Below are 21,196 nucleotides of genomic sequence, written 5' to 3'. Positions count from 1 at the left end.
TTTTTTAAGAAATTTATTCGATTTTAGTTTTCAGAATTCGTTATTATCGCTAAAAAGTTTAGGTTTTAATCGACTCAATGTCGCTTGTGATATATTAAGATAAGAAGCTACCATTTTGTTAGATAATCGTCGAACAATACTTGGATTTTCCTCCAATAATTGACGGTACTTTTCTAAAGCATCTTGAACTAAAAAAGACATTAATCTTTTTGTATTGGTAACATAGGCAATTTCAAGATAAATTCGATAGAACTTTTCCCACTGTGGAACAATTTCTAACAAATGGTAAAAATCTTTATGTGTGATATAATAAACTTCTGAGTCTTCTACTGCTTGTAGATATTCTTCTGAAGGTTCGGCTGTTATGAAACTAACTAAAGCTGTAGCAAACTGATTTTCAAAAGCAAAATATCGAGTAGAATCTTGTCCATCTTCATTGATAAAGAATATGCGTAAACATCCTTTCGTAACAAAAAATGTGCGTTGACTAGACTGTCCATGCGTTAAGAGTAACTCATTTTTCTTTAATTTTAAAGGTTTGAAATAAGCTAAGATCGTTACAAGATCTTCATCTGTAACCGAAATTTTACTTTTGATATAGGAGATTAATAATTCTTCCATTTTTTGAAATCAGTGTAGGACAAATTTACCAATAAAACTCAGAAAAGTTTAAGATCTATCTTTACTGCGGTTAACTTTTTAATTAAAATCTTCTGCTGATCCTGCCTTCCAATAACTGCATGTAAAAATTAGATCAGAATCCCAATTCAATGTTTTTCGATAATATTCTCTTACTTCTTTTACAGTTCTATATTCTGCTGCACAGTAAACAAAATTATGCGCATTTTTATTCTCAAATTGATGAGTGATTGCTTTTTTAGCTAAGTAGCTTCCCATTTTTGGATTGCTATTGTGTAACCATTCTATTTCTACCTTTGCTTTGGAATACATTATTATCTCATCATCTTTAGAAGGAACTTCTAGTATTACTTTTACTGAAACCTTAGCAGTTAGGCTTTCTAAAATAGCGGCTATAACAGGGATTGCTGTTGCATCTCCTATAAGTAAATAATGATCTGCTTTACCTATTAATGGTTTTCTTACATCTTTCATTGCAATGCCTAAAGGATCTCCTATTTTGGCAGATATTGCCCAAGCCGAAGCGGGACTAGTAGTTCCATGTGCAACAAAATCAATCGTTAATTCTTTATTTCTCAAATCAATTTTTCTATTGGTATACGTACGTGTTTTAGCAGTTAATGATGTATTGAGACTAACTTCTTTATTTGGAAAATAAATTAAACCAACTCCTTTAGGAGGAATAAATATTTTATTATTTGAACCTTCTTGTATATTTTCAAGCAGTTTACATTGTTCATCTGACATTTCAAAAATGACACGTATAAAATTGGGTGTTAAGAATTCTTTTCTTTTTACTGTAAAAATAGAGCGTATTATTTTCATTTGATTTATTTTTAATATTTTCAATAGATAAAATCATTCATAGTAACGAAGCCTATAATTTTTGAACATCTAAAATTTCTTCTTGAAAATGTTATTATCATTCGTGAGTATTGAAAAAAATAATCTTGTAATCGAATTTTGATGTTTCTTAAGCTATTGAAACAGAAATTGGAAAACTAATTATCCTTTTTTTCGAATTTATTTTTTATTAAACATTAAGATTACTATTGCTAATACACAGCTAATACCACCAAATAAATACACCGATTGATAGCTGAACCAAGCTGCAATTAATCCTGCTAATGGTCCTGCTATTGCTAGAGATAAATCGACAAAAGCGACATAAGCTCCTAATGCAGTACCTCTCATTTGTGGTTGTACCTTTTTTATCGCCAAAACTCCTAAAGCTGGAAATACAAGCGAAAATCCTATTCCTGTTAAACCACATCCAATAATTGCAATTGATTTATTTACAGCTGTCCATATAAGAAGTTGACCTGTAATTTCGATAACTAGCGAAATTAATGCTATTTTATATCCTCCATATTTATCCGGAAAAGAAGCAAAAAAAAGTCTTGTTAATACATAACAAACTCCAAAAACCATAAATGCTAACGAAGCATCCCCCCAGTTTCTTTCATTAAAAAATAGCGCGATAAAAGAAGCTATACATCCAAAAGCTAAAGATGAAAATGCTAAACTTAACCCTTGACCTGATATTGCTCCGATAACCTTGTAAAATGGTGTTCTGACATGATTTTTATCCACTGCTAAAGTTGGTAGTTTCGCCGTAACAACCCAACTTACGAAAGGCATTATCACAATTAGCACAAAAGCAGGCAAAACTCCGTACTCAGAACTTAACCATATACTTAAAGGTGCTCCTATTGCAATACCTGCGTACATCGCAATACCATTCCAAGTCATTACTTTACCAGAATTCTCATTGCCAACTAATCCAATTCCCCAAGTTAAGGCGCCTGTCACCAAAAAGCTTTCACCTACTCCATGAATTAGGCGAGCAACTAATAATATGATAAAGGATAAACCTCTGTTTTCTTGAGATAAAAAAGCTAATACATAAGCAAAACCTGCAATAACAGCTAAAATAACGCCTATCAAATTACTTTTTTTTGCTCCTTTTGTATCTGTTATTTTTCCAGAATAAGCGCGAGTTATTAGTGTAGATAAAGATTGTAAACCAATTGCTAATCCAACACTAAGACTTCCGAATCCAAGATTATTCTGTACAAATCTAGGAAGTACACCAAATGCAATACCTATGGTAAGATATACGCCAAAAACTGAAATGATAATAGGAATTATAGCTTCGTAGAAACGAAGCGTTTTTTGTGGTTGTAATGTTACACTCATAAATTTTGTTTTAAAATTATTTCGAGAGCAAAATTGCGATTGGTTAAGGATAAAAACTTTGACTCAGGTCAAAAAAAGAACTAATCTTGTTTTTTATTTTTTTTATCAAATTCTGATGATGCTATTGTTCTTGATATTATATAAAAAGCGCCATTCTTTTTTATAGATTTTATAGAAAAAATAACGCCTACTGTAGATATTATTAAAAACAAAATAACACCTAATATCAAACCGTGTTTATGCTCAATATTTTCATATAGAATATATCCTAAAAAACTTCCTATAATCAGAAAAGGTATTATGATTATTATGAAACCCCATATTTCTGAAATTAATTCAAATATTTTGTACTTTTTAATCATAGAAACTCATTTAGATGTTGATTATTGCTTATTATTTTTTATCTTTTTTGATTTAAAATCGAATGATTCAAAATCTATTTTACTGCAGGAATAGTTTCTAAAATGACTTGCTTAATTATTTCTAAATCTGATTCTGTAGTGCGCCAATTTACAAAAGCTGTTCGAATTCCTTTTCGACCATTATACACGGTTGGAGTCATAAAAACTTTGTGTGAGTCATTAATTCTTGATAAAAATTCTTCTACTTTTTCTTGGTTTTCATCTCCCATTAACGAAAAACAAACCGTATTCAATCTTACAGGAGCTAGAAGTTCTAAACTATTATTTTCTGTAATAAATTGACCAAATTGCTTTGATAGTTGAATTGAATTATCTACAATATCTTGGTAACCTTTTGTACCATAAGCTTTGAGAGTAAACCAAACAGGTAAAGCTCGTAATCTTCTAGAATTTTCAGGAAGAAAATTTAAATAATTAAAATTATCCAATGGATCTCCCAAATACGGCGCATTTGAATTTTGAAAACTTTCTACTTGTAGTAATTTATATTTTTCCTTTACAAAGAAAAATGCATTATCGTAAGGTACATTTAGCCATTTGTGTCCATCAATTGTGATACTATCGGCATATTCCCAACCAGAAACCAACTGTTTAAAATGAGAAGAGCATGCTGCGAATCCACCAAAAGCAGCATCGATATGCCACCAAAAATTATATTTTTCTTTTAAATTTTTAATTTGTTCAAAATCATCAAAATCTACAGTATTTACTGTTCCTGCACTAGAAATTAAAATAAATGGTTTTCCTTCTATTTTTTTTATTTGTCTCTCTAAATCATCAATATCAATTGCTTCTCTATTGCCTTCAGCTGTTTTGATTTTGATTAAATTATTACTTCCAATTCCCAACATTGCTAATGATTTAATAGAAGAAGAATGAGGCGTTGCAGACATAACAGTTACCTGTTCAGTAATCCCATCTCTCGCAAAATCTTTCCCTAATTCCTTCCCTAACCATTGTTTTGCAATCGCTAGACATGTAAAATTGGACATTGTCGCTCCTGTTACAAAACCTCCTAAAAAATCTTTTGGAAGATTAAATAAATCTAATAACAATTGAATTGTTTCTAATTCTACATTCGCGGAAATATCTCCATAACCTTTTACAGCTTGTGTGTTTTGATCGAAAATAGTTGCTAACCAATCACCAACAATAGATGCTGGAGTTGAACCTCCTGTCACAAATCCCAAATATCGAGGTCCAGTAGAACTTACAATAATAGATTCAAAACGTTGGATGAATTCATTCAATGACGCCTCTCCTCCTATTCCTTCCTTTGAAAGTTGATTTACACATTCAACAAATTCATCTTTCGAAGAAGTTGGACGTTTATCGATATTTTTCAAAAAATTAAAACTATATTCTTTCGAGAGTTGTAGTAAAGCTTCTAAATTATCATGATCATTTTGGAGCAAAGAATTCATATTTCAAATATTTTATATGAAGTTAATTATTATATCCTAAAATACTATTAATCTTTATCTTGAAAATAATGTTAAGTTGTGAGATTTCTTGGAAGATATTTTAATTCTAAACAATATTTAAAACCATATTTTTTACTAATCAACTTTGTGTATATAAGTTTAGTTTTTTAATGAATTATCTGTATATTCCACATAAATACTTTGTTATTACATCATTTTATAAAAATAAGTTATGAATAAACTATTTTTCTTTCTACTTTTTTCATGAATTGTTTTGGTCAACAATATGATAAACTTTTTATTGAAAAATCTAAAATTGATAAAAATAATATCATTTATTCCGTAGGAAATACCTTTGTTTATGAGATAGAAGTACTCACTCCTGATGGAGTAAATTATATCGATAAAAACGACAAAGATTCTCTTACTTTTGGAAATGAAAATGCGCTACAAAAAATTCAATTAAATGTTGAAAAATCGAAACTTTTTGGAAGAACAAACAAAAATCAAACGGAAATAAAATATAACGATTATCCAAATCCTACTTTTAGAACCTCGACAGGATTGGTTGAAAATGAAATAAATATTTGGCTTCACCCTCCTAGATTTGGTTTTTTGAGAGCTTTGGAAACTTGTCCTTTTCCTTATATAAAATTAAATGAACAAATAGGATTTAAGTGGAAAGATGAAATGCTTATAAGCGACTATTGGTCTGATAAAAGATGGGAAATTTGGAAAGATAAACTTTTACTAAAATATAATTACGAAATTGTTGGAGAAGAAACGATAAATACAGAATTTGGAAAACTAAATACGACAAAAATTTATGCAACAGCCAATTCTGAAATTGGTCAAAGTTCACTAACTTCCTATTTTAATGAAAAATATGGTTTTGTAAAACTTGAATATATTTTATTTAGCGGAATTAAAATCAATTTGAATCTTAAAGAATATATAAATGAAAAAAATTAATTTTCAGCATACTGGATCAAGAACAAATCTCATTATAATTTTATTATTAGGATTTTGTGTAACAATAACTTTCTTAATAGTTTGTGACTATTTAATTTTAGGTAATATTTTTATACAGAAATTATTTCCAATTCTGACGTATTCTTTTTTAGCTATTTATGCATATAAATTCTATTGGTATAAAAACGTATTTCAATGGAATAAAAACAGCTTTAGTTCTAGAATTAATAATTTTTGGGGAATAAATAAAAAATTTAAGGATATTGATAAAGTTGATTTCAATAAAAATAAGATTGTCATTCTTGATAAATATGGTGCGTGTGATATTATAAATTTGGAGAATATTAATTCGGAAAGTAAAGCTAAACTGCTTGAAATTTTCAAATCAAAATTGAAATAAATTGAAATATTTTTTTCGTCTAACGGTATATAACTTACAGCATATTTTATTAAAATATAACACTTTACAACTTTTCTTAACTCTTTAAACTTTTTAATAAAGATACGTTATGTCTTAAATCAATAGTAGTTTTACGAATACAATCTATTTATAATAGAATAATATAATTCATTATGAAAAATATATTTTACAAAATCTTAGAAAGCATTCCTATCATATTGACAAGAGAAGTTATCATCTGTTTAATTCTATTTTTATACCATTTATTTACAAGATAACTTTGGATATAAACTAAATAGAAAGAACATTTAAAATATGTAAACAATTAATCGACGATTATTTTATTGACAATAAAAAAATCATAATAATTTAATCAAGATCAAATTATTATGATTTTTCAGAAGTTATATTTTATTTTTAAAATATTTTTAAACCTACTATTCCTGCAACAATTAAAGCAGCGGATAATAGTCGTAATATACTTGCTGAATCATTAAAAAATATAATTCCAACAATTAATGTTCCTACCGCTCCAATTCCTGTCCATACAGCATATGCTGTTCCTATTGGAATTGTTTTTTGAGAATAAAATAAAAATGCGCCACTAATAGCCATAGAACATATTGCTAATAGAATCCATCCCCACTTGTTGCCTTCTGTATCTTGTGCCATTTTTAGTCCTAATGGCCATCCAATTTCAAATAGTCCTGCTATAACTAATGCAATCCAATTCATCTTTTTAAAATTTTAATTGTTCATATTTATCTTATTATCTATAATGAAGATAGACAATTGTATAGCTCTAAATTAAAAAAAATATTCAGAGAAGAATAACTTTTTAGTGTTAAGCATTTATTTAATATTAAAATAACAATAAACTAAAATTCAAACTGTTAAAAAATTCCAATTAGTCATTCATAAAATAAGTTTGATACAAAACTGTTTGATATGAAACTATTTTTGTAAATTTGCTTCATGTTTGAACAAGAATTTATAAAGACCATGCATTTGTACTTTAACACTATCCTTCGAATGAGACAGGATTTGCGTAACCGAGTGCAGAAAAAACTTACGGAAGGTGGCCATAGTAATGTTACAATGGAAATGACACAAATTCTATATTATATCCATTTTATGGCAAAAGATCAGATGACCAATCAACAAGATATTGCTGATAAAACTGGGAAAAATAAATCGAGTGTGACTTCGCTTATTGATAATCTTGTAAAACGGAATCTGGTCGAACGAAAAATGAGTCCTACTGATAGAAGAAGCAATATTATCACACTTACACCAGAAGGTTATCAATTTGTAACAGAAATATATGATACTGTGTACAAAACATATGAAATGAATAAAACTGGTATTACATTAGAACAATTTAGACAAATGACTCAAATAATGGAAAACCTTATGGAGAGTTAATATCTGTTATGAAAAATGTTATATTATCTATGCTAATATTTTTTAGTTCGACAACTTTAGTATTGGCTCAAGAAAAACTTCTGTTACAAGTTGACAGTATGTTTACTCTTGCAGAACATAATAGCAAACAGTTAGATATTATTCGTTACAAGATAGGTGTTGCAGAAAATTCTACTTTAATCGAGAAAGAAAAAGCATATTTACCAAATGCCGAAGCTTCTTTTGGGCTTGGTTATATAAGTAATGCTCATGTTTGGGATAACAAGTTTGATTTCGAAAACACGGTAAAAATGCCTCATGTTGCGAATAATTTTTCAATCGCAGCAGGTTATACGGTTTTTAACGGAGGAGCTTCCAAAAATAGAATAGCAAAAGCAAAATTAGAAGAACAAATTGCGCAATTAGATTATGAAAAAAATAAAGAGGATATTCAGTTTCTTCTTTTAGCGAAATACCTTGATCTTTTTGCTTATCAAAACCAAGAAAACGTCTATCAACAAAATATTTTATTAGCCAATAAACGTCTTTCTAATATTGAAAAACTTATTGAACAAGGAATGCTTACACATAACGACAAAGTAAGAAGTGAATTACAGCTTACTGATTTTAAGCAAAAACTAAATGAACTACATAACAATATTTCTGTCGTTAATCATGAACTTACTACAATTTTAGGACTTCCAAAAGAAACTGAAATAGAAGTAGATACTTTGTTATATGCTAAAAATTTAAAAAATTATGACACAATAAGCAATGCAGATAATCTTGCGGTTAAAATTCCTGAAATAAAAATAGCAGATATACATACCAAATTGGCTGAAAAGCAAATAAATATTGCAAAATCTAGCTTGTTACCTTCTGTTTCACTTTATGCCGAAGATATCTTTAATCGTCCATTTATCTCTGCAATTCCACCAGCAGACATTTATATGCACCTTTTTCAAGTTGGCGTTAAAGTAAAATATGATATAGGTTCTCTCTACAAAAACAAACATATTATTCAACAAGCTAATATGGAGCGCAATCTTTCACAAAAAAATGCTGAATGGTTAACTCAAAAATCTGAAATGGAAATTCATACTGCTCTTATAAAACTACAAGATGCGCAAGAAAAATACATTTCTCAACAAGAAAGCTATCGCTTAGCACAAGACAATTACCATGTTGTGGAACAAAAATACCTTAATAAATTCGTTACCATTACCGATATGCTCGATGCGAGTACTTCGCTTCTTGCAGCACAAATTAATATGAATAATGCACGAATAGGTATTATTTATCAATATTATCATTTATACAAAACTTCAGGGCTTTGGGAAGAAGTCAACAATTAAAATCTAGTTTAATTCAGTAAAAAAACAATGTCAGAAAATAAACAACCAAAAGAAAAAAAAGCAGTTTCTAAAAAATGGAAAATTTTAGGAAATTCATTGGCTATAGTATTACTCTCTTTACTTATATTCTGGGGATTAGCTGTCTTTTTTCATATCGGAGATGTAGAATATACTGAAGATGCACAAGTTGAAGAATATGTAAGTCCAATCAGTACCAAAGTAACAGGTTACCTTAAAGAAATTCGTTTTGATGAACATCAAACTGTTCACAAAGGAGATACTTTGGCTGTGATAGATGATAGAGAATTCAAAATTCAATTGTTACAAGCAGAAGCTGCATTGAAACAAGCAGAAGCCGGTAAAACTGTCATCGGATCTGATGTAAATTTATCTCAAAGTAATACGCAAATTTCGGAAGCAAATATTGATGAATTAAAAGCTCGCTTGGAAAACCAACGCCAAAATCTAGAAAGATATGCGAATCTTTTGAAAGCAGATGTTATTCCTCAATTTGAATATGATCAAGTTAAAACTGAATATGAAGCTATAAAAGCTCGTTATGAATCCTCTTTACGACAAAAACAATCGTCTCAACTTAATACTAAAACTATTGCAAACAAAATGAAAGTTTCTGATGGAGATATTATGCGAGCACAAGCAATTGTTGATATGGCGAAGTTGAATCTTTCTTATTGTTATATAATCGCTCCTTATGATGGAATTATGGGACGAAGAAAAATAACGCAAGATCAACTCGTACAAGCAGGTCAAACTCTATCTACTATTGTTCAATCTGGAGATAAATGGGTAACAGCAAATTATACAGAGGATCAAATTGAAGATATTAGAATTGGAGATAAAATGAATATTAAAGTAGATGGAATTAAAAACCAAACATTTGCTGGTGAAGTAATCGCTATTTCAGGTGCTACTGGTAGCAAATATTCTGCAACGCCAGTTGATAATTCTACAGGAAATTTTGTAAAAGTTCAACAACGTATTCCTGTTCGAATAAAATTTTTAAATACTAAAAAAGATATAGAAAAAATACGTGCAGGAATGAATGTGCAGGTTTCAAAAAAGTAATAAAAAGAAATGAAAAATTCAATATTTTACGAACCTGTTTCCAATCAACTCGAAAAGATTTGTCTTATCGTTTTGTTATGCTCACAAATATTTGTTAGTGGAATTCCGGCAAATGCTGTAGCAATCTTAACTTCATCTTTGGGTGATGAAAAAGATACAGTACAATTTATTTATTATGGTGGTACCATAGCTGGAGCAGCTTTTTATCCATTGATCGGACGTTTTATGCGTTATTTTCAGATCAGAAAATTACTCTTATTGTGTCTTTCTCTTGAGATTATTTTACTCATTTTATCTGTTTGTAGTCAAAATAATTTACAATTATTTATAAGCAATTTTCTGCTTTCATCTATTAAGATGTTAGGATTAATGGCTACGATGAGTATTTTCTTACAAAAGTTTAACCCAAGCAATAGCCGAGGATTATTATACGGATTTGTCTATACAATTCTCTATAGTTTAGGACAATTGTACACTTATTTTGTGGCACTTATACTTCAAAATTATACATGGAAATATACTTTTTTGCTTAGTCTTCCAGGTGTTTTTATTAGTTTATTAATTGTTGTTTTTCTCATGCACCCTCAAAGAACAGCAAGAAAATATCCGATGTATCAAATTGATTGGATTGGTTATTTATTATTTACCTTATCTAGCTTATGTTTTTCATTTGCTTGCATTTTTGGAGAAAGACTCAATTGGTTCGATAATAAACTTATCTCTTTTACATTTGGTGTTGCCATCGTCGGAATTATTGTATGGACAATCAGAATGCTTAATATACGTAGACCATATGTAAATGTGAAAGTATTATTCAAATATAGTCATGTAACTGTTGGTGTATTATTAATGATATTATTATTTTTCATTTACAATACTTTCAGTATCTCAACAGAATTTATGAAAGTAAATTTAGGTTATACTGATACATATATCGCAGCAGTTAATCTTTATTTGATTTTAGCTTTTGTTATATCGATTCCCCTTACAGGAATATGGTTACACAAAGTACATCGTGTACGTGAAAGTCTTTTTGTTGGTTTTGCTTTATTTGCTGTTTATTATCTTTATACAGCTAAATATTTTTATCCAGAAGCTAACGAACATTTTTTCTTTATTCCAATGATTATTAGAGGAGCAGCTTATGGTATTAGCATTACATCTTTGTCTTATTATGCTTCTGTAAATGTACCTTTCTATGACAATTCAGACAGAGCTTTCTTTTCCATTGCTTCACGTACAGTATTTGCTGCACCTATTACAAGTGCTCTTTGTCTTAATCAATTCAATTTTTTAAAACAAAAACAGTACGACATTATATCTGCACAATATACGATGGATGATTATCGAGTATCCAATTTATGGAAAAGTTTAATTTCCGGACATTTAAGAAATGGAAGTAGCGTAGAACAAGCAGAACAATTAGCACAAGGGACAATTCATCATATGATTTATAAAGAAGCATTAATCCTTAGTGCACAGAATATTTATTATATTCTAGCTGCTATCAGTATTATATTAGCAATATTAGCTCTTAGTTTAAAGATTTTGAACATACATTATCTAAAAGAAAAGAACAAATATTCCCTAACATATGTAGATGTTTAAAAGATAAATTATTTCAAATTATCTTTGAATATCAAAGAGTTCTTAAAGAATTTTCACTTATAAGCTTTTTAGAATAACATCTTCTATAAAATTAAAATTGCCACAAATATTAAAACATTTGTGACAATTTTATAGGTGTTTTATCTTATGATAATACTGATAATCAATAAAATGACATTCAATACATAAGATTTTTTTATTTGTTTATTGATACGGATGCAAAAGAGTAGTTGTTAATATAGTATTAGCCATTTCTTGGTTTAAGGTATTTGTATCTACTGGACGACCAATTCCTAAGTTAACTAAACTTCTACCAGAGCCTAATTGTCTATTTCTACAAGCTGCTTTTACTTCATAACTTCCTTGCTCTAACTCTTCTATGGTTGCATTTAAGTTAAAAATTTTATATGCACCCGGATTACCTATTACAACATCAGACCTAACAGCTTTTAATTGAAAGCTACCATTATTTCTTTTCATAAAGATACCACATGCAAAACTTGCTGAAGTTCCTGATGAATTACTCCCTCTGTTTATTTGAGCTGTAGTTTGAAAACTCAAAACAACTTTGCTCGCTCCTGATCCATCAGTAACAACAAAGCTATCCACGTTTCCTTCCATAAAAGTCCAACCACTAGAATTATCATTAGCTTTATAAGGATTAGTGTCACCAGTTTTATTGAAATACAATCCTTTACGGTCAACTGTTGTTTTAAGATAATATAAAGAAAGACTACCAGTACCATCTGCTACTTTATATGTTCGCCATGTGTTGTGGTTGTCTGCATCATCTGCAACTTGTAAAACTTGGTTTACTTTACCTGCATCTCCTAATGTTTGATCATTACCCCCTAAGCGTAATTCTTTTCTCAAATTAAGATCTCCATTAACATCCAATATTTTTGTTGGCTTATTGGTGTTGACTCCAACTTGAGCTTGCACAGAAGCAAAAGAGGCAAAACTTATAAATAATATGTTAAGATATAATTTCATTTTAATCGAATATTGTGTTAAAATTTTCTGGAATTTCATATACATCAACTTTTAATGATGATTGAGTCATAAAAGCATTAGTGTTAGAATTTCTAACTGATCTTCCTATCCCAAAAGTGATTGTAGTACCGGAAAATTTTGCACAAGCAACATTTACACTATGTGTACCTACTGGTAATCCAGAAGCCCCTCCAATTTGGGTATGTGTTAAAAAAGTACCAGCAGAAGGATTGGGAGATAAAGTATTTACTCTAACTGATTTTAATTGCTTATCAATAAAAATACCACAAGCATATTTTATATTTTCTCCATCAGTTAAGTTAGTATTATTCTGTTGTACAACTGTTTCGAACTGAAAATAAACTTTACTCACTTTACTGTTAATCGTAAAAGTTTTAGCTAAATCTTCAATTTCTTGAAATCCTTTACTTAACAAATTACTTAATTGTGCGTTTTCAACAACTTCATTTTCTAAATTAGCTGAAGAATTTTGATTACCAGAATACCCAAGTCCTTTAAGATCTGAAAACGAATCATTAAAAATTAAATAAAACTTGTTTGGCTCATATTCAGGAATACGTAGAGTTTTCCAAGTAGGTGGTAAACCTTCTCCTTGAGAAACTAATATCTGTCCTTTATTTCCTTTGGATTCTTTGCCATTGTTATCTAAAAAAATTCTTTTTCTTAGACCAAAATCTCCATTTACATCAACACTAGATTTGGGAGAATCTGTATTCACCCCCATTTGTGGTTTTGTTTGAGCATATGTTTGATTATGCAAAAAAATAGAGAATATAATTAATAAAGTTTTTTTCATTTTTATTCTATTTTAAATGTAACAAATTCAGCTAAATCTATTTTTATAAAAGATTTTAACATAAAAGCATTTGAGACATGTGATCCTTCAGTGTTTGTACCTATTGCTAATCTATGATTGCTTCCTTCTATTCTTCTACACGCTACTTCTATCATATATTTTCTTTTATCAAGATTATCGTCAGTATAATTTAGAGTATAAATGTATTGAATAGGTGCATTTATTGATTGTGTTGTAATCTTGTCAGGACGTAGCGCAACAAGTTTGCTATCTTTAAATATTCCACATAAAAATTTAACTTCTCCTGGAGCGACATCAGTTACAGCTTCTACCCCAGTTTGAAATTGATAAGTCGTTTTATTCTTATCAGATTTTATTTCAATTTCTGTTTTTAGAGCATCTATTTTTTTCCAAGAACTGTCAAGAGGATCACCAATTGAACTAAGATACTTTCCATCAGAATCATTCATTGATTTTATTCCAATCTGATCATCAATAACATATGTATTGATTAATTTGTATTGTCCATTTTCTATGAATGGAATATTTGTATACCTCCATGTTGGAGGTAAACCTTCTCCTTGCGAGATCAATATTTGATCTTTTAAGCCCGCATCTCCTTTTGTTTTATCTGTTCCGCCAACTCGTAAAGAGTTTCTTAATACGACTTCCCCTTCAACATCGAGAGTACTTTTTGGTAGTTCTGTATTAATTCCTACTTGACAAAATGAATAAGTAGAAATTAAGACAGTAATTAAATTAATTACCTTCATTTCGATATAATTCTGTTTAAATAATGTTTGCTATACTAAAAATGTTAGCATAGATAAATTGAAGTAGTTTGAAAAAATCAAACATAATTTTCCTTATTCATAACCTTTTAGTGAAGGATTATGATAAAAAAGAATTTATGTAGTTAATGTTTTTAAACTTATAACTTGTTCGATATCCATTCCGTGATCATCAGAATTTGATGACTTAAAAAGAATAGAAAAATGATTGAAAGTTAAATAACTAAAGAGTAGATCGACTGATTTTTTTTTCATTTTATTTGATTTAGGTAGTTGTCTTGCAAATATATAAAATAAAAAAATAAAAAAATGTTAAAATAAATTCCTGCTTAATTTTAACATTGTCATTTACAATTTATTGCCAATTATATTTGTCTTTTTAAATTTCAGACAAAAAAAATTTAATTGAATAAATCACTAATAAACAATATCTTAATTAATATGTAAATAATTTTAAGGAAAAGTATAATCTTAAAGCAAATAAAATTATTTTTTTTTCAAATTTTCCACAATTTATCTTAAAATAATAGACGTTTTAATATAAATATTAACAAATCGTTATCTTAATTACTTCGCTAAAAATCAAATTTAATACAATAGATGACATTTTTTAGAAGTATTATGAACCTCAAAAAGATAAATCTTTATTATTTTGTAAACGATTTATTCTTGTTGATTATTTACGAACAATAAAAAAATAGAATAAGATTTTTAAAAAAAAATGGAAATATATTCAATTAAAGACATTATCCCTGAAGTAAAAGAATGCGCCCAATATTATCTCGATGTTTTTGAAGAAACAGCTTATCCTGATATAGAATGGCCTCATTCGCCATTCATTTTATTCTCTTGTTTGGTTTACGAAAGGAAGCGGAATTAATGTGATTGATTTTGATGAATATGAAATTTTACCCAATAGAATTTTCGTTATCAATCCAAAACAAGTACACAATTGGAGTTATTCTTCTGATACTTGCGGATATACTTTGCTTATTGATGAACCTTTTGCTAAAAATCTGAATATTGACTTTTCATTTCCATTAAATAGATTTACAACAAGGTGATGTACAATTTATTGATGAAATTTTTAAACGAATGTTATCCAGAAAAAATGAATTAATAGCGATATCATATTTATTTTCACTTCTAAACAATTCGAGCACATCAAAAAAAAGTAATACAATAACAAAATTCAAAAAATTGATTAATGAAAATTTAGATAAGAAACTCTCTGTTGAGCAATATATAGAGAAAACTGGAGTTTCTATCGAAACATTTAATCAATTTTGCAAAGCTGAAACTGGATTTACGGCAAAACAACTTTTATTAGATGTTAAAATAACCGAAGCAAAAATGCTGCGCATCATATTCCTCTAGAAAATCCTGAGGAAACAAATCGTCTGATTATTAATTTTTTGAAATAAACTACATCTATAACTTAAGATTAATGTTCTAATTTTTAAATAGTTAAAAAAATCTTTATTTATTGTATTATAATTTTTAAGATAGGCTCGTTATTTGAATAGACTTTCAGCAATCAGTAAAAAGTATCCGTTTATCGATGAAATGTATCCTACGATTTCTTTCTTGAATGTATATTTTTGTAGAATATTTTGAAAACAATGGTCAAAAAGATATTTAAAATACAAGATTTTGTAGAATATGCAAAGTTTTCACCTTTAAAAAACGATCAATTGCATGTTATTGATTTTTCGAATGAAAAAGAGTTTTTGCATAAATCTGAAAAGATAAATATTGATTTTTATCTTTTAGCGATTAAACCTCCTATGGATAAAAATCAGCTAATTGAACAAAAATTTGAAGATCAGGCGAATTCTTTTTTATATGTGGATTGCCCGCAAAATACAATGGCTTGGGATGTAAATGAACCCGATTCTGGTTATATTATTATGGTTGATACAAAGCTGATAGAGCGCGTTGCCAAAACCTACAATTTTGTCCATTATAATAATCATGAAGCTTTATATTTAACAAAAGACGAAGAGATTTTATTGTGGGATTTATTCAAGAAAGTCTACGATGAATTTCAAAAAACAGATTATTCCAAAGAAGTTATTATTTCTTATGTTTATCTTATTTTGTCGTATACGCAGATTTATTACAATCGTCAATTTGATACAAGAAGTGAAGTTTATCATAATGTGGTTGAAAATTTTTATGAAAAATTACACGAATATTATAGCAAATCTGAAGGAGTTTCGGGAATGCCATCAGTTGCATTTTTTGCGCAGAAAGCAAATTTATCTCCTAACTATTTTGGTGATTTAATTAAGCATTTTACAGGCGAATCTCCTATTGAACATATTCAAGAATATGTATTAAAATTAGCCAAAGAAAAACTGAAAAATACTTCGATGTCTGTTTCTGAAATTTCGTATAGTTTAGGCTTTGATTATCCTAATTATTTTGCTCGTTTTTTCAAGAAGAAAACAGGAATGTCTCCGAAGGTTTTTAAAAATATATAATATAAAAAGCTGTCCAAATTTGGACAGCTTTTATAATTTAAAAATTATCCAAAATATGCAGCACTTGGATAAATAGCATCTTTTATTTCGAATTCATTTTTATCATTTACAATTCCCAATACTTTATCACTTAAAAATAAATCATAGGCGAATCCTGCCATTTTTTCAGCTGAAATAAACATATCTGGAGTAAACAAATCATCTCCGCTAATAGCACCATTTGCTTGTCCAACAAATTCTGTTTCGGTCGCTCCCGGAGCCAATACTTTTACACGCATTTTTTTATTTTTAACTGCCAATGCAAGTCCTTCTGTAAAAGATGCTACATAGAATTTTGTTGCACAATAAGTTACTGCAAAATCTAACTGTGTATAACCTCCGATAGAAGCTGTATTGATTAAGGTTACATCTTTATCCACATTATCTTTAATGTACAATAAAGAAAGCGATGTCAATGCTTTTATATTAATATCAATCATTGCTTCTGCTTTTGAGAGACCAAGTTCCCAAGGCATTCCATAATCACCAAATCCTGCATTATTGAACCATACGTCGATATGTGTCGATTTTACTTTATCATATAATGCTTGAGCATTTCCTTCTTTTCCTAAATCGCAAGGTTCTACTTGAACTTTTACAGCATATTTTGATTCAATATCTTTTTTGATTTCTTCCAAACTATCTGCACGTCTAGCAACGATAATTAGATTATAATTCTCTGAAGCAAATTTATAACTTAATGCTTTTCCTATTCCTGAGCTTGCTCCTGTAATTAATGCTGTTTTCATTTTCAAATTCTTTATTTATTTCAACTTTTAATGACACAAATTTACATCTCGAAACTAGCTGAAAACGTGGACAGATTACGGAAGAAAGGATACATTTTACTTTTATTGAAATCTAAAAATGTTTACAAAAAAACAGCTTCCAAATTGGAAGCTATTTTTTTTTGTATTAAATTCTATTATAATATAATTTCCTTAAATTCAACATTATCAAAAGCTGTATCTATTCCTGCTTCTCGCCATGAATTGATATCTGTAAGACGCGCCTGAATAGTTGAATCCCAAATAGAAAAAGCATCTTGTCCAAGCATCAAACGAGTTGGTGGATTTGTACTTTCTACAACTTCAATCATTCGTTTTGCTGCTTTTGAAGGGTCTCCTATCTGTTTTCCTGCAGAAGTCTCTAAATAAGTTTCAAAAGGTTCTACAACAGAACGATAATCTTCAATATTTTTTACTGGACGCATATTGACATCACCAGCAAACTCAGTACGGAAAGCACCTGGCTCTACCAATGTTACATTAATTCCTAAATGTTTTACTTCAAGTGCAAGTGATTCTGTCCAACCTTCGATTGCAAATTTTGCTGCACAATAAGGTCCTGCCGCATTCATAGCAACTAATCCTGCAATACTACTTAATGTAATAATATTCCCTGAACCTTGTTGACGCATATAAGGAAGTACTTCTCTCGTCATTTCGGCTGCACCAAAGAAATTTAATTCCATTTGTTCACGAAGTTGTTCCAAATTAAATTCTTCACAAGCACCAGCAACACCTCTTCCTGCAATATTTGCTAATACATCAATTCTTCCGAAACGTTCTATTGTTTGTTGAACTGCTTTTGTTCTTGCTTCAGCATTGGTAACATCCATTGCAATTGTCAAAACTTGTTCTTCGTGTCTTTTAGCAATTTCCTGTAAACGATCTTCACGACGCGCAGTAATAACTACAAAATCTCCATGTTCAATTACTGTTTGAGCAAGAGCCTTTCCTAATCCAGATGAAGCTCCTGTTATAAACCATACTTTTTTCATTGTTTTTTTATTTAATTAAATAGCTGTTAAACCACCGTCTACAAGAATTTCTGTAGCCGTAATGTATGAAGCTTCGTCACTTGCTAAAAAGAGAATAGCAGTTGCAACTTCTTCTGATAATCCAGCTCTACCCGATGGAATAGCCGTTTTTAAATAGGCCATTGCTTCTGGATCTTCTGTATAATGTGTTGCCATTGGAGTAGCGATTAATCCAGGAAGAATTGCATTTACACGAATATTCTTTTTCGCTAAATCTACACCTGCGGATTTAGATAACATTCTAGAAGCTCCTTTAGAAGCAGCATAACCAGGATTAACATCTGGGAAAGCGATAACACCTGCTGCAGAAGCTACATTTACGATAGATCCTCCTCCTATTTTTTCCATATAAGGAAGTACTTTTTGAATTCCTAAAAATTGTGATGTTAAGTTAGTTGCCATAACAGCATTAACATCTGCTACAGAAGTTACTTCCCAATCTCCACGTGGTCCTGGAGTTCCTGCATTATTTACAAGAATATCAATCTTACCAAAAGTATCAACTGTAAATTTCACTACTGTTTCCCACTCTTTTTCATCAGCAACATCAAGAAAAGCATAAGCCGCTTTATAACCATTATCTGTTAGCTCTTTTACAAGGCTTTCTAAGTTTTCTTTTGAATGTGATCTACCTGTTACAACAACAGAAGCACCTTCTTTTGCAAACAATTTAGCAGTTTCGGCACCTATTCCATAACCACTACCTGCTCCTGTTATTATCGCTGTTTTATTTTCTAATCTTTTCATGATTTTTTATTTTAATTATTACTCATTTTTAATCATACAAATGTATACTCCATCACTTCTACAAAACGTAGACAGATTACGGAAGAAAGGATACATTTTACTGCTAATGAAAATGTTTACTAAGTCTTATATAAATATCTTTTATAAACAAAAACAGCTTCCGAATTGGAAGCTGTTTTACTTTAGAAATTTTATTTTAAAGATTGTTCTCAAAAAACGGAATCATTTTTTCTACTGCCTGATTTACATATTCAGGTTTATCATAAAGATCGAAATGATTTCCTCCTTCCAAAATGATTAATTCTTTGTTTTCACTTGCCGCTTTTTCATAAAGTAGTTTACTGCTCCACAAAGTACCAGCTTCACTTCCTGCAATAATCAAAAGAGGTTGTGTTAATAAAGTATCCACTCTATCATATGCTCTAAATGCGATTAATCCTTGTAAATCTACAAAACGTAGTTCTCCAGAAGCATTGCAATGTTGTGCTCTGTCTGTTTTATAATATTCGTAACCTTCCAACATTTCAGGAAGCTGAATATCTTCTTTTTTTCCGATCCAATCTAAATGTAAAGTTTCTGCTCCATTAGCTTCGGCAGTACGTTGTTTTCCTACTGCTTCAAGCGTTGCTGCAATATCCATATCTGGTCCGTTTCCGTTCCATCCTACTTGATACATTTCACCTATATCCACACCACTTACAGAAACCATTGCTTTGATACGATGATCTTGTTTTGTAGCTGCACTTACATATCCACCACTTGCACAAATACCAACTGCTCCTATTTTATCTGTATCAACATAAGATAATGTTGTTAGAAAATCTACAGCTGCGCTAATGTCTCCTACTCTTGCACTTGGGTCTTCTAAATGGCGTGGATTACCTGTGCTTTCTCCTTGATAAGTAGCATCAAAAACAAGTGATACAAATCCATGTTCTGCCATTTTTTCTGCATAAATACTTGCAGTTTGTTCCTTTACACCTCCTGCAGGATGACTTACTACAATTGCGGCATATTTTTTATTTTCGTTAAAATCTTTTGGTTGGAAAATAATTCCAGCCATTGTCAAATCTCTATTTCTGAAATTTACTTTTTGTCTTTCCATTCTATTTATGATTTTAAATTATTATTCATTTTTATTAAGACAAATTTATGTCTAATAACACTTTAAAAATGTAGACAGATTACGGAAGAAAGGATACATTTTACAGATTTGAGATTTATTAATGATTTACTTTAAAATCCATTTCAATAAAGAATTTATAAGATTTAGAAAAAGTAAAAAGAGATTCAGAATCTGAATCTCTTTTATATATTAATTATTGTTTTCTTCTATACGAACGCTATCTAAATCATAATAAATAGCGATAGATTTATTTATATAACTATTTGCATCTGTTGAAGCATCTTTAAACATTAAGGATCTTGGAGGATTCTGAATTGGTTTTATCATACAATCTCCTTTACATTTTTTTAGATCAATGTCACGCTGAATAACTTGTTTTTCATACGAGAAAACTTTTCCTATAAATATATCTTCATAAACTAATTTTATGTTAGAATCTCTTTGGAATTCATTCTTTGGTAAAAAAACATAAACAACAGCTACAATAATACCTAATGTGTAAATCACTTGAGAATTAATATTGTATTTATTTATCACTTTTATGGCTATAAAGAACAAAAAGAAAAATGATACGAAAATTAGCATGTTCTCAACTCTTGGAGGGAAATTAGCTTTCACTCCGTAGATTGATATAACTATACCGGTAAGCAAGAAACCATTCATTAAAATCAATAATCCCCATATTGGGATTTTAGAAAAAATATAATTTTCAATGTTTACTATTTTTGCTAGGACTAAGAAGAATATAAAAGCCATAATATTATATCTTATATTAATGACTATAAATTTCTTTAAACTTAAAACAATTAAATCTATATATGTAAAATCATGAGGATGTAATAAACTACGTGCTTTGTTCCCTGGAG

23 protein-coding genes and 1 pseudogene are annotated in these 21,196 nt (G+C 29.5%); 9 read left to right on the top strand and 15 right to left on the bottom strand.

Annotated features, from left to right (window positions below; translation table 11 throughout):
* Window positions 1-30: 30 nt before the first annotated feature.
* From ACMHJW_RS14045 to ACMHJW_RS14025, 5 genes are all read right to left on the bottom strand, one after another.
* Window positions 31-621 carry a Crp/Fnr family transcriptional regulator gene (locus ACMHJW_RS14045; protein WP_413534033.1) on the bottom strand — a complete coding sequence of 197 codons (591 nt, stop codon included), beginning with the start codon at window positions 619-621 and terminating at the stop codon, window positions 31-33.
* A gap of 78 nt (window positions 622-699) precedes the next feature.
* Window positions 700-1,464, bottom strand: coding sequence for a siderophore-interacting protein (locus ACMHJW_RS14040; protein WP_413534032.1), 765 nt, complete (start codon window positions 1,462-1,464; stop codon window positions 700-702).
* 198 nt (window positions 1,465-1,662) lie between these two features.
* Window positions 1,663-2,838 (bottom strand): MFS transporter, encoded by a 1,176-nt coding sequence (locus ACMHJW_RS14035; RefSeq protein WP_413534031.1) that lies wholly within the window; start codon window positions 2,836-2,838, stop codon window positions 1,663-1,665.
* An 80-nt stretch (window positions 2,839-2,918) separates the two neighbouring features.
* Complete coding sequence (locus ACMHJW_RS14030) at window positions 2,919-3,200, bottom strand: hypothetical protein (protein WP_413534030.1); 282 nt, start codon at window positions 3,198-3,200, stop codon at window positions 2,919-2,921.
* Window positions 3,201-3,274: 74 nt separating this feature from the next.
* Complete coding sequence (locus tag ACMHJW_RS14025; RefSeq protein ID WP_413534029.1) at window positions 3,275-4,684, bottom strand: pyridoxal phosphate-dependent decarboxylase family protein; 1,410 nt, start codon at window positions 4,682-4,684, stop codon at window positions 3,275-3,277.
* A 264-nt stretch (window positions 4,685-4,948) separates the two neighbouring features.
* On the opposite strand from ACMHJW_RS14025, the gene ACMHJW_RS14020 reads away from it, so the two are divergent.
* Both ACMHJW_RS14020 and ACMHJW_RS14015 read left to right on the top strand, forming a co-directional pair.
* A complete protein-coding gene (locus ACMHJW_RS14020; RefSeq protein ID WP_413534028.1) occupies window positions 4,949-5,656 on the top strand; it encodes a hypothetical protein in 708 nt (235 codons plus the stop codon).
* Window positions 5,643-6,056 carry a hypothetical protein gene (locus tag ACMHJW_RS14015; protein ID WP_413534027.1) on the top strand — a complete coding sequence of 138 codons (414 nt, stop codon included), beginning with the start codon at window positions 5,643-5,645 and terminating at the stop codon, window positions 6,054-6,056. Before ACMHJW_RS14020 ends, ACMHJW_RS14015 begins: the two co-directional genes overlap by 14 nt.
* A 417-nt stretch (window positions 6,057-6,473) precedes the next feature.
* Here the strand turns inward: ACMHJW_RS14015 and ACMHJW_RS14010 are convergent, their stop codons facing one another.
* Window positions 6,474-6,791 carry a DMT family transporter gene (locus ACMHJW_RS14010; protein ID WP_413534026.1) on the bottom strand — a complete coding sequence of 106 codons (318 nt, stop codon included), beginning with the start codon at window positions 6,789-6,791 and terminating at the stop codon, window positions 6,474-6,476.
* Between the two features lie 321 nt (window positions 6,792-7,112).
* Between ACMHJW_RS14010 and ACMHJW_RS14005 the strand changes: the two genes are divergently transcribed.
* From ACMHJW_RS14005 to ACMHJW_RS13990, 4 genes are read left to right on the top strand one after another with little or no spacing between them, the layout of a single operon-like run.
* On the top strand, window positions 7,113-7,481 hold the full coding sequence (locus tag ACMHJW_RS14005; RefSeq protein WP_413534025.1) for a MarR family winged helix-turn-helix transcriptional regulator: 369 nt from the start codon (window positions 7,113-7,115) through the stop codon (window positions 7,479-7,481).
* Window positions 7,482-7,510: 29 nt separating this feature from the next.
* Window positions 7,511-8,815, top strand: a complete 1,305-nt coding sequence (locus ACMHJW_RS14000; protein WP_413534024.1) for a TolC family protein — start codon at window positions 7,511-7,513, stop codon at window positions 8,813-8,815.
* 27 nt (window positions 8,816-8,842) lie between these two features.
* Window positions 8,843-9,901, top strand: coding sequence for an HlyD family secretion protein (locus ACMHJW_RS13995; protein WP_413534023.1), 1,059 nt, complete (start codon window positions 8,843-8,845; stop codon window positions 9,899-9,901).
* A 9-nt stretch (window positions 9,902-9,910) separates the two neighbouring features.
* The gene (locus ACMHJW_RS13990) at window positions 9,911-11,509 is read left to right on the top strand and encodes an MFS transporter (RefSeq protein WP_413534022.1); all 1,599 of its coding nucleotides are present in this window, start codon (window positions 9,911-9,913) and stop codon (window positions 11,507-11,509) included.
* Window positions 11,510-11,713: 204 nt separating this feature from the next.
* Here ACMHJW_RS13990 and ACMHJW_RS13985 read toward each other — a convergent pair whose 3' ends face one another.
* The 4 genes from ACMHJW_RS13985 to ACMHJW_RS13970 all read right to left on the bottom strand — a co-directional run bounded on the left by ACMHJW_RS13985 (window position 11,714) and on the right by ACMHJW_RS13970 (window position 14,365).
* Complete coding sequence (locus tag ACMHJW_RS13985; RefSeq protein WP_413534021.1) at window positions 11,714-12,502, bottom strand: hypothetical protein; 789 nt, start codon at window positions 12,500-12,502, stop codon at window positions 11,714-11,716.
* A 1-nt stretch (window position 12,503) separates the two neighbouring features.
* Window positions 12,504-13,319: a hypothetical protein gene (locus ACMHJW_RS13980; RefSeq protein WP_413534020.1), complete on the bottom strand. Its 816-nt coding sequence runs from the start codon at window positions 13,317-13,319 to the stop codon at window positions 12,504-12,506.
* 2 nt (window positions 13,320-13,321) lie between these two features.
* A complete protein-coding gene (locus ACMHJW_RS13975; protein ID WP_413534019.1) occupies window positions 13,322-14,092 on the bottom strand; it encodes a hypothetical protein in 771 nt (256 codons plus the stop codon).
* Window positions 14,093-14,227: 135 nt separating this feature from the next.
* Window positions 14,228-14,365 (bottom strand): hypothetical protein, encoded by a 138-nt coding sequence (locus tag ACMHJW_RS13970; protein ID WP_413534018.1) that lies wholly within the window; start codon window positions 14,363-14,365, stop codon window positions 14,228-14,230.
* Between the two features lie 626 nt (window positions 14,366-14,991).
* Here ACMHJW_RS13970 and ACMHJW_RS13965 point away from each other — a divergent pair.
* From ACMHJW_RS13965 to ACMHJW_RS13955, 3 genes are all read left to right on the top strand, one after another.
* Complete coding sequence (locus ACMHJW_RS13965; RefSeq protein WP_413534017.1) at window positions 14,992-15,174, top strand: hypothetical protein; 183 nt, start codon at window positions 14,992-14,994, stop codon at window positions 15,172-15,174.
* A gap of 136 nt (window positions 15,175-15,310) precedes the next feature.
* Window positions 15,311-15,487, top strand: coding sequence for a hypothetical protein (locus ACMHJW_RS13960; RefSeq protein WP_413534016.1), 177 nt, complete (start codon window positions 15,311-15,313; stop codon window positions 15,485-15,487).
* Between the two features lie 245 nt (window positions 15,488-15,732).
* Window positions 15,733-16,596, top strand: a complete 864-nt coding sequence (locus tag ACMHJW_RS13955; RefSeq protein WP_413534015.1) for a helix-turn-helix domain-containing protein — start codon at window positions 15,733-15,735, stop codon at window positions 16,594-16,596.
* Window positions 16,597-16,640: 44 nt separating this feature from the next.
* On the opposite strand, the gene ACMHJW_RS13950 is transcribed toward ACMHJW_RS13955, so the two are convergent.
* The 5 genes and pseudogenes from ACMHJW_RS13950 to ACMHJW_RS13930 form a co-directional block, all read right to left on the bottom strand.
* Window positions 16,641-17,384 (bottom strand): SDR family NAD(P)-dependent oxidoreductase, encoded by a 744-nt coding sequence (locus ACMHJW_RS13950; protein WP_413534014.1) that lies wholly within the window; start codon window positions 17,382-17,384, stop codon window positions 16,641-16,643.
* A 176-nt stretch (window positions 17,385-17,560) separates the two neighbouring features.
* Complete coding sequence (locus ACMHJW_RS13945) at window positions 17,561-18,418, bottom strand: oxidoreductase (protein WP_413534013.1); 858 nt, start codon at window positions 18,416-18,418, stop codon at window positions 17,561-17,563.
* Window positions 18,419-18,433: 15 nt separating this feature from the next.
* Window positions 18,434-19,204 (bottom strand): SDR family NAD(P)-dependent oxidoreductase, encoded by a 771-nt coding sequence (locus ACMHJW_RS13940; RefSeq protein WP_413534012.1) that lies wholly within the window; start codon window positions 19,202-19,204, stop codon window positions 18,434-18,436.
* Window positions 19,205-19,400: 196 nt separating this feature from the next.
* Entirely contained in the window at window positions 19,401-20,309 is a 909-nt protein-coding gene (locus ACMHJW_RS13935; RefSeq protein ID WP_413534011.1) for an alpha/beta hydrolase, read from the bottom strand.
* 210 nt (window positions 20,310-20,519) lie between these two features.
* Window positions 20,520-21,196: pseudogene (locus ACMHJW_RS13930) on the bottom strand (hypothetical protein); the annotation flags it as partial.

The organism is Empedobacter brevis (assembly GCF_965118635.1).
Taxonomy (GTDB): Bacteria; Bacteroidota; Bacteroidia; order Flavobacteriales; family Weeksellaceae; genus Empedobacter; species Empedobacter brevis_A.
The sequence above is the reverse complement of the archived record's forward strand: the minus strand, read 5'-3'. Positions and strand labels throughout refer to the sequence as shown.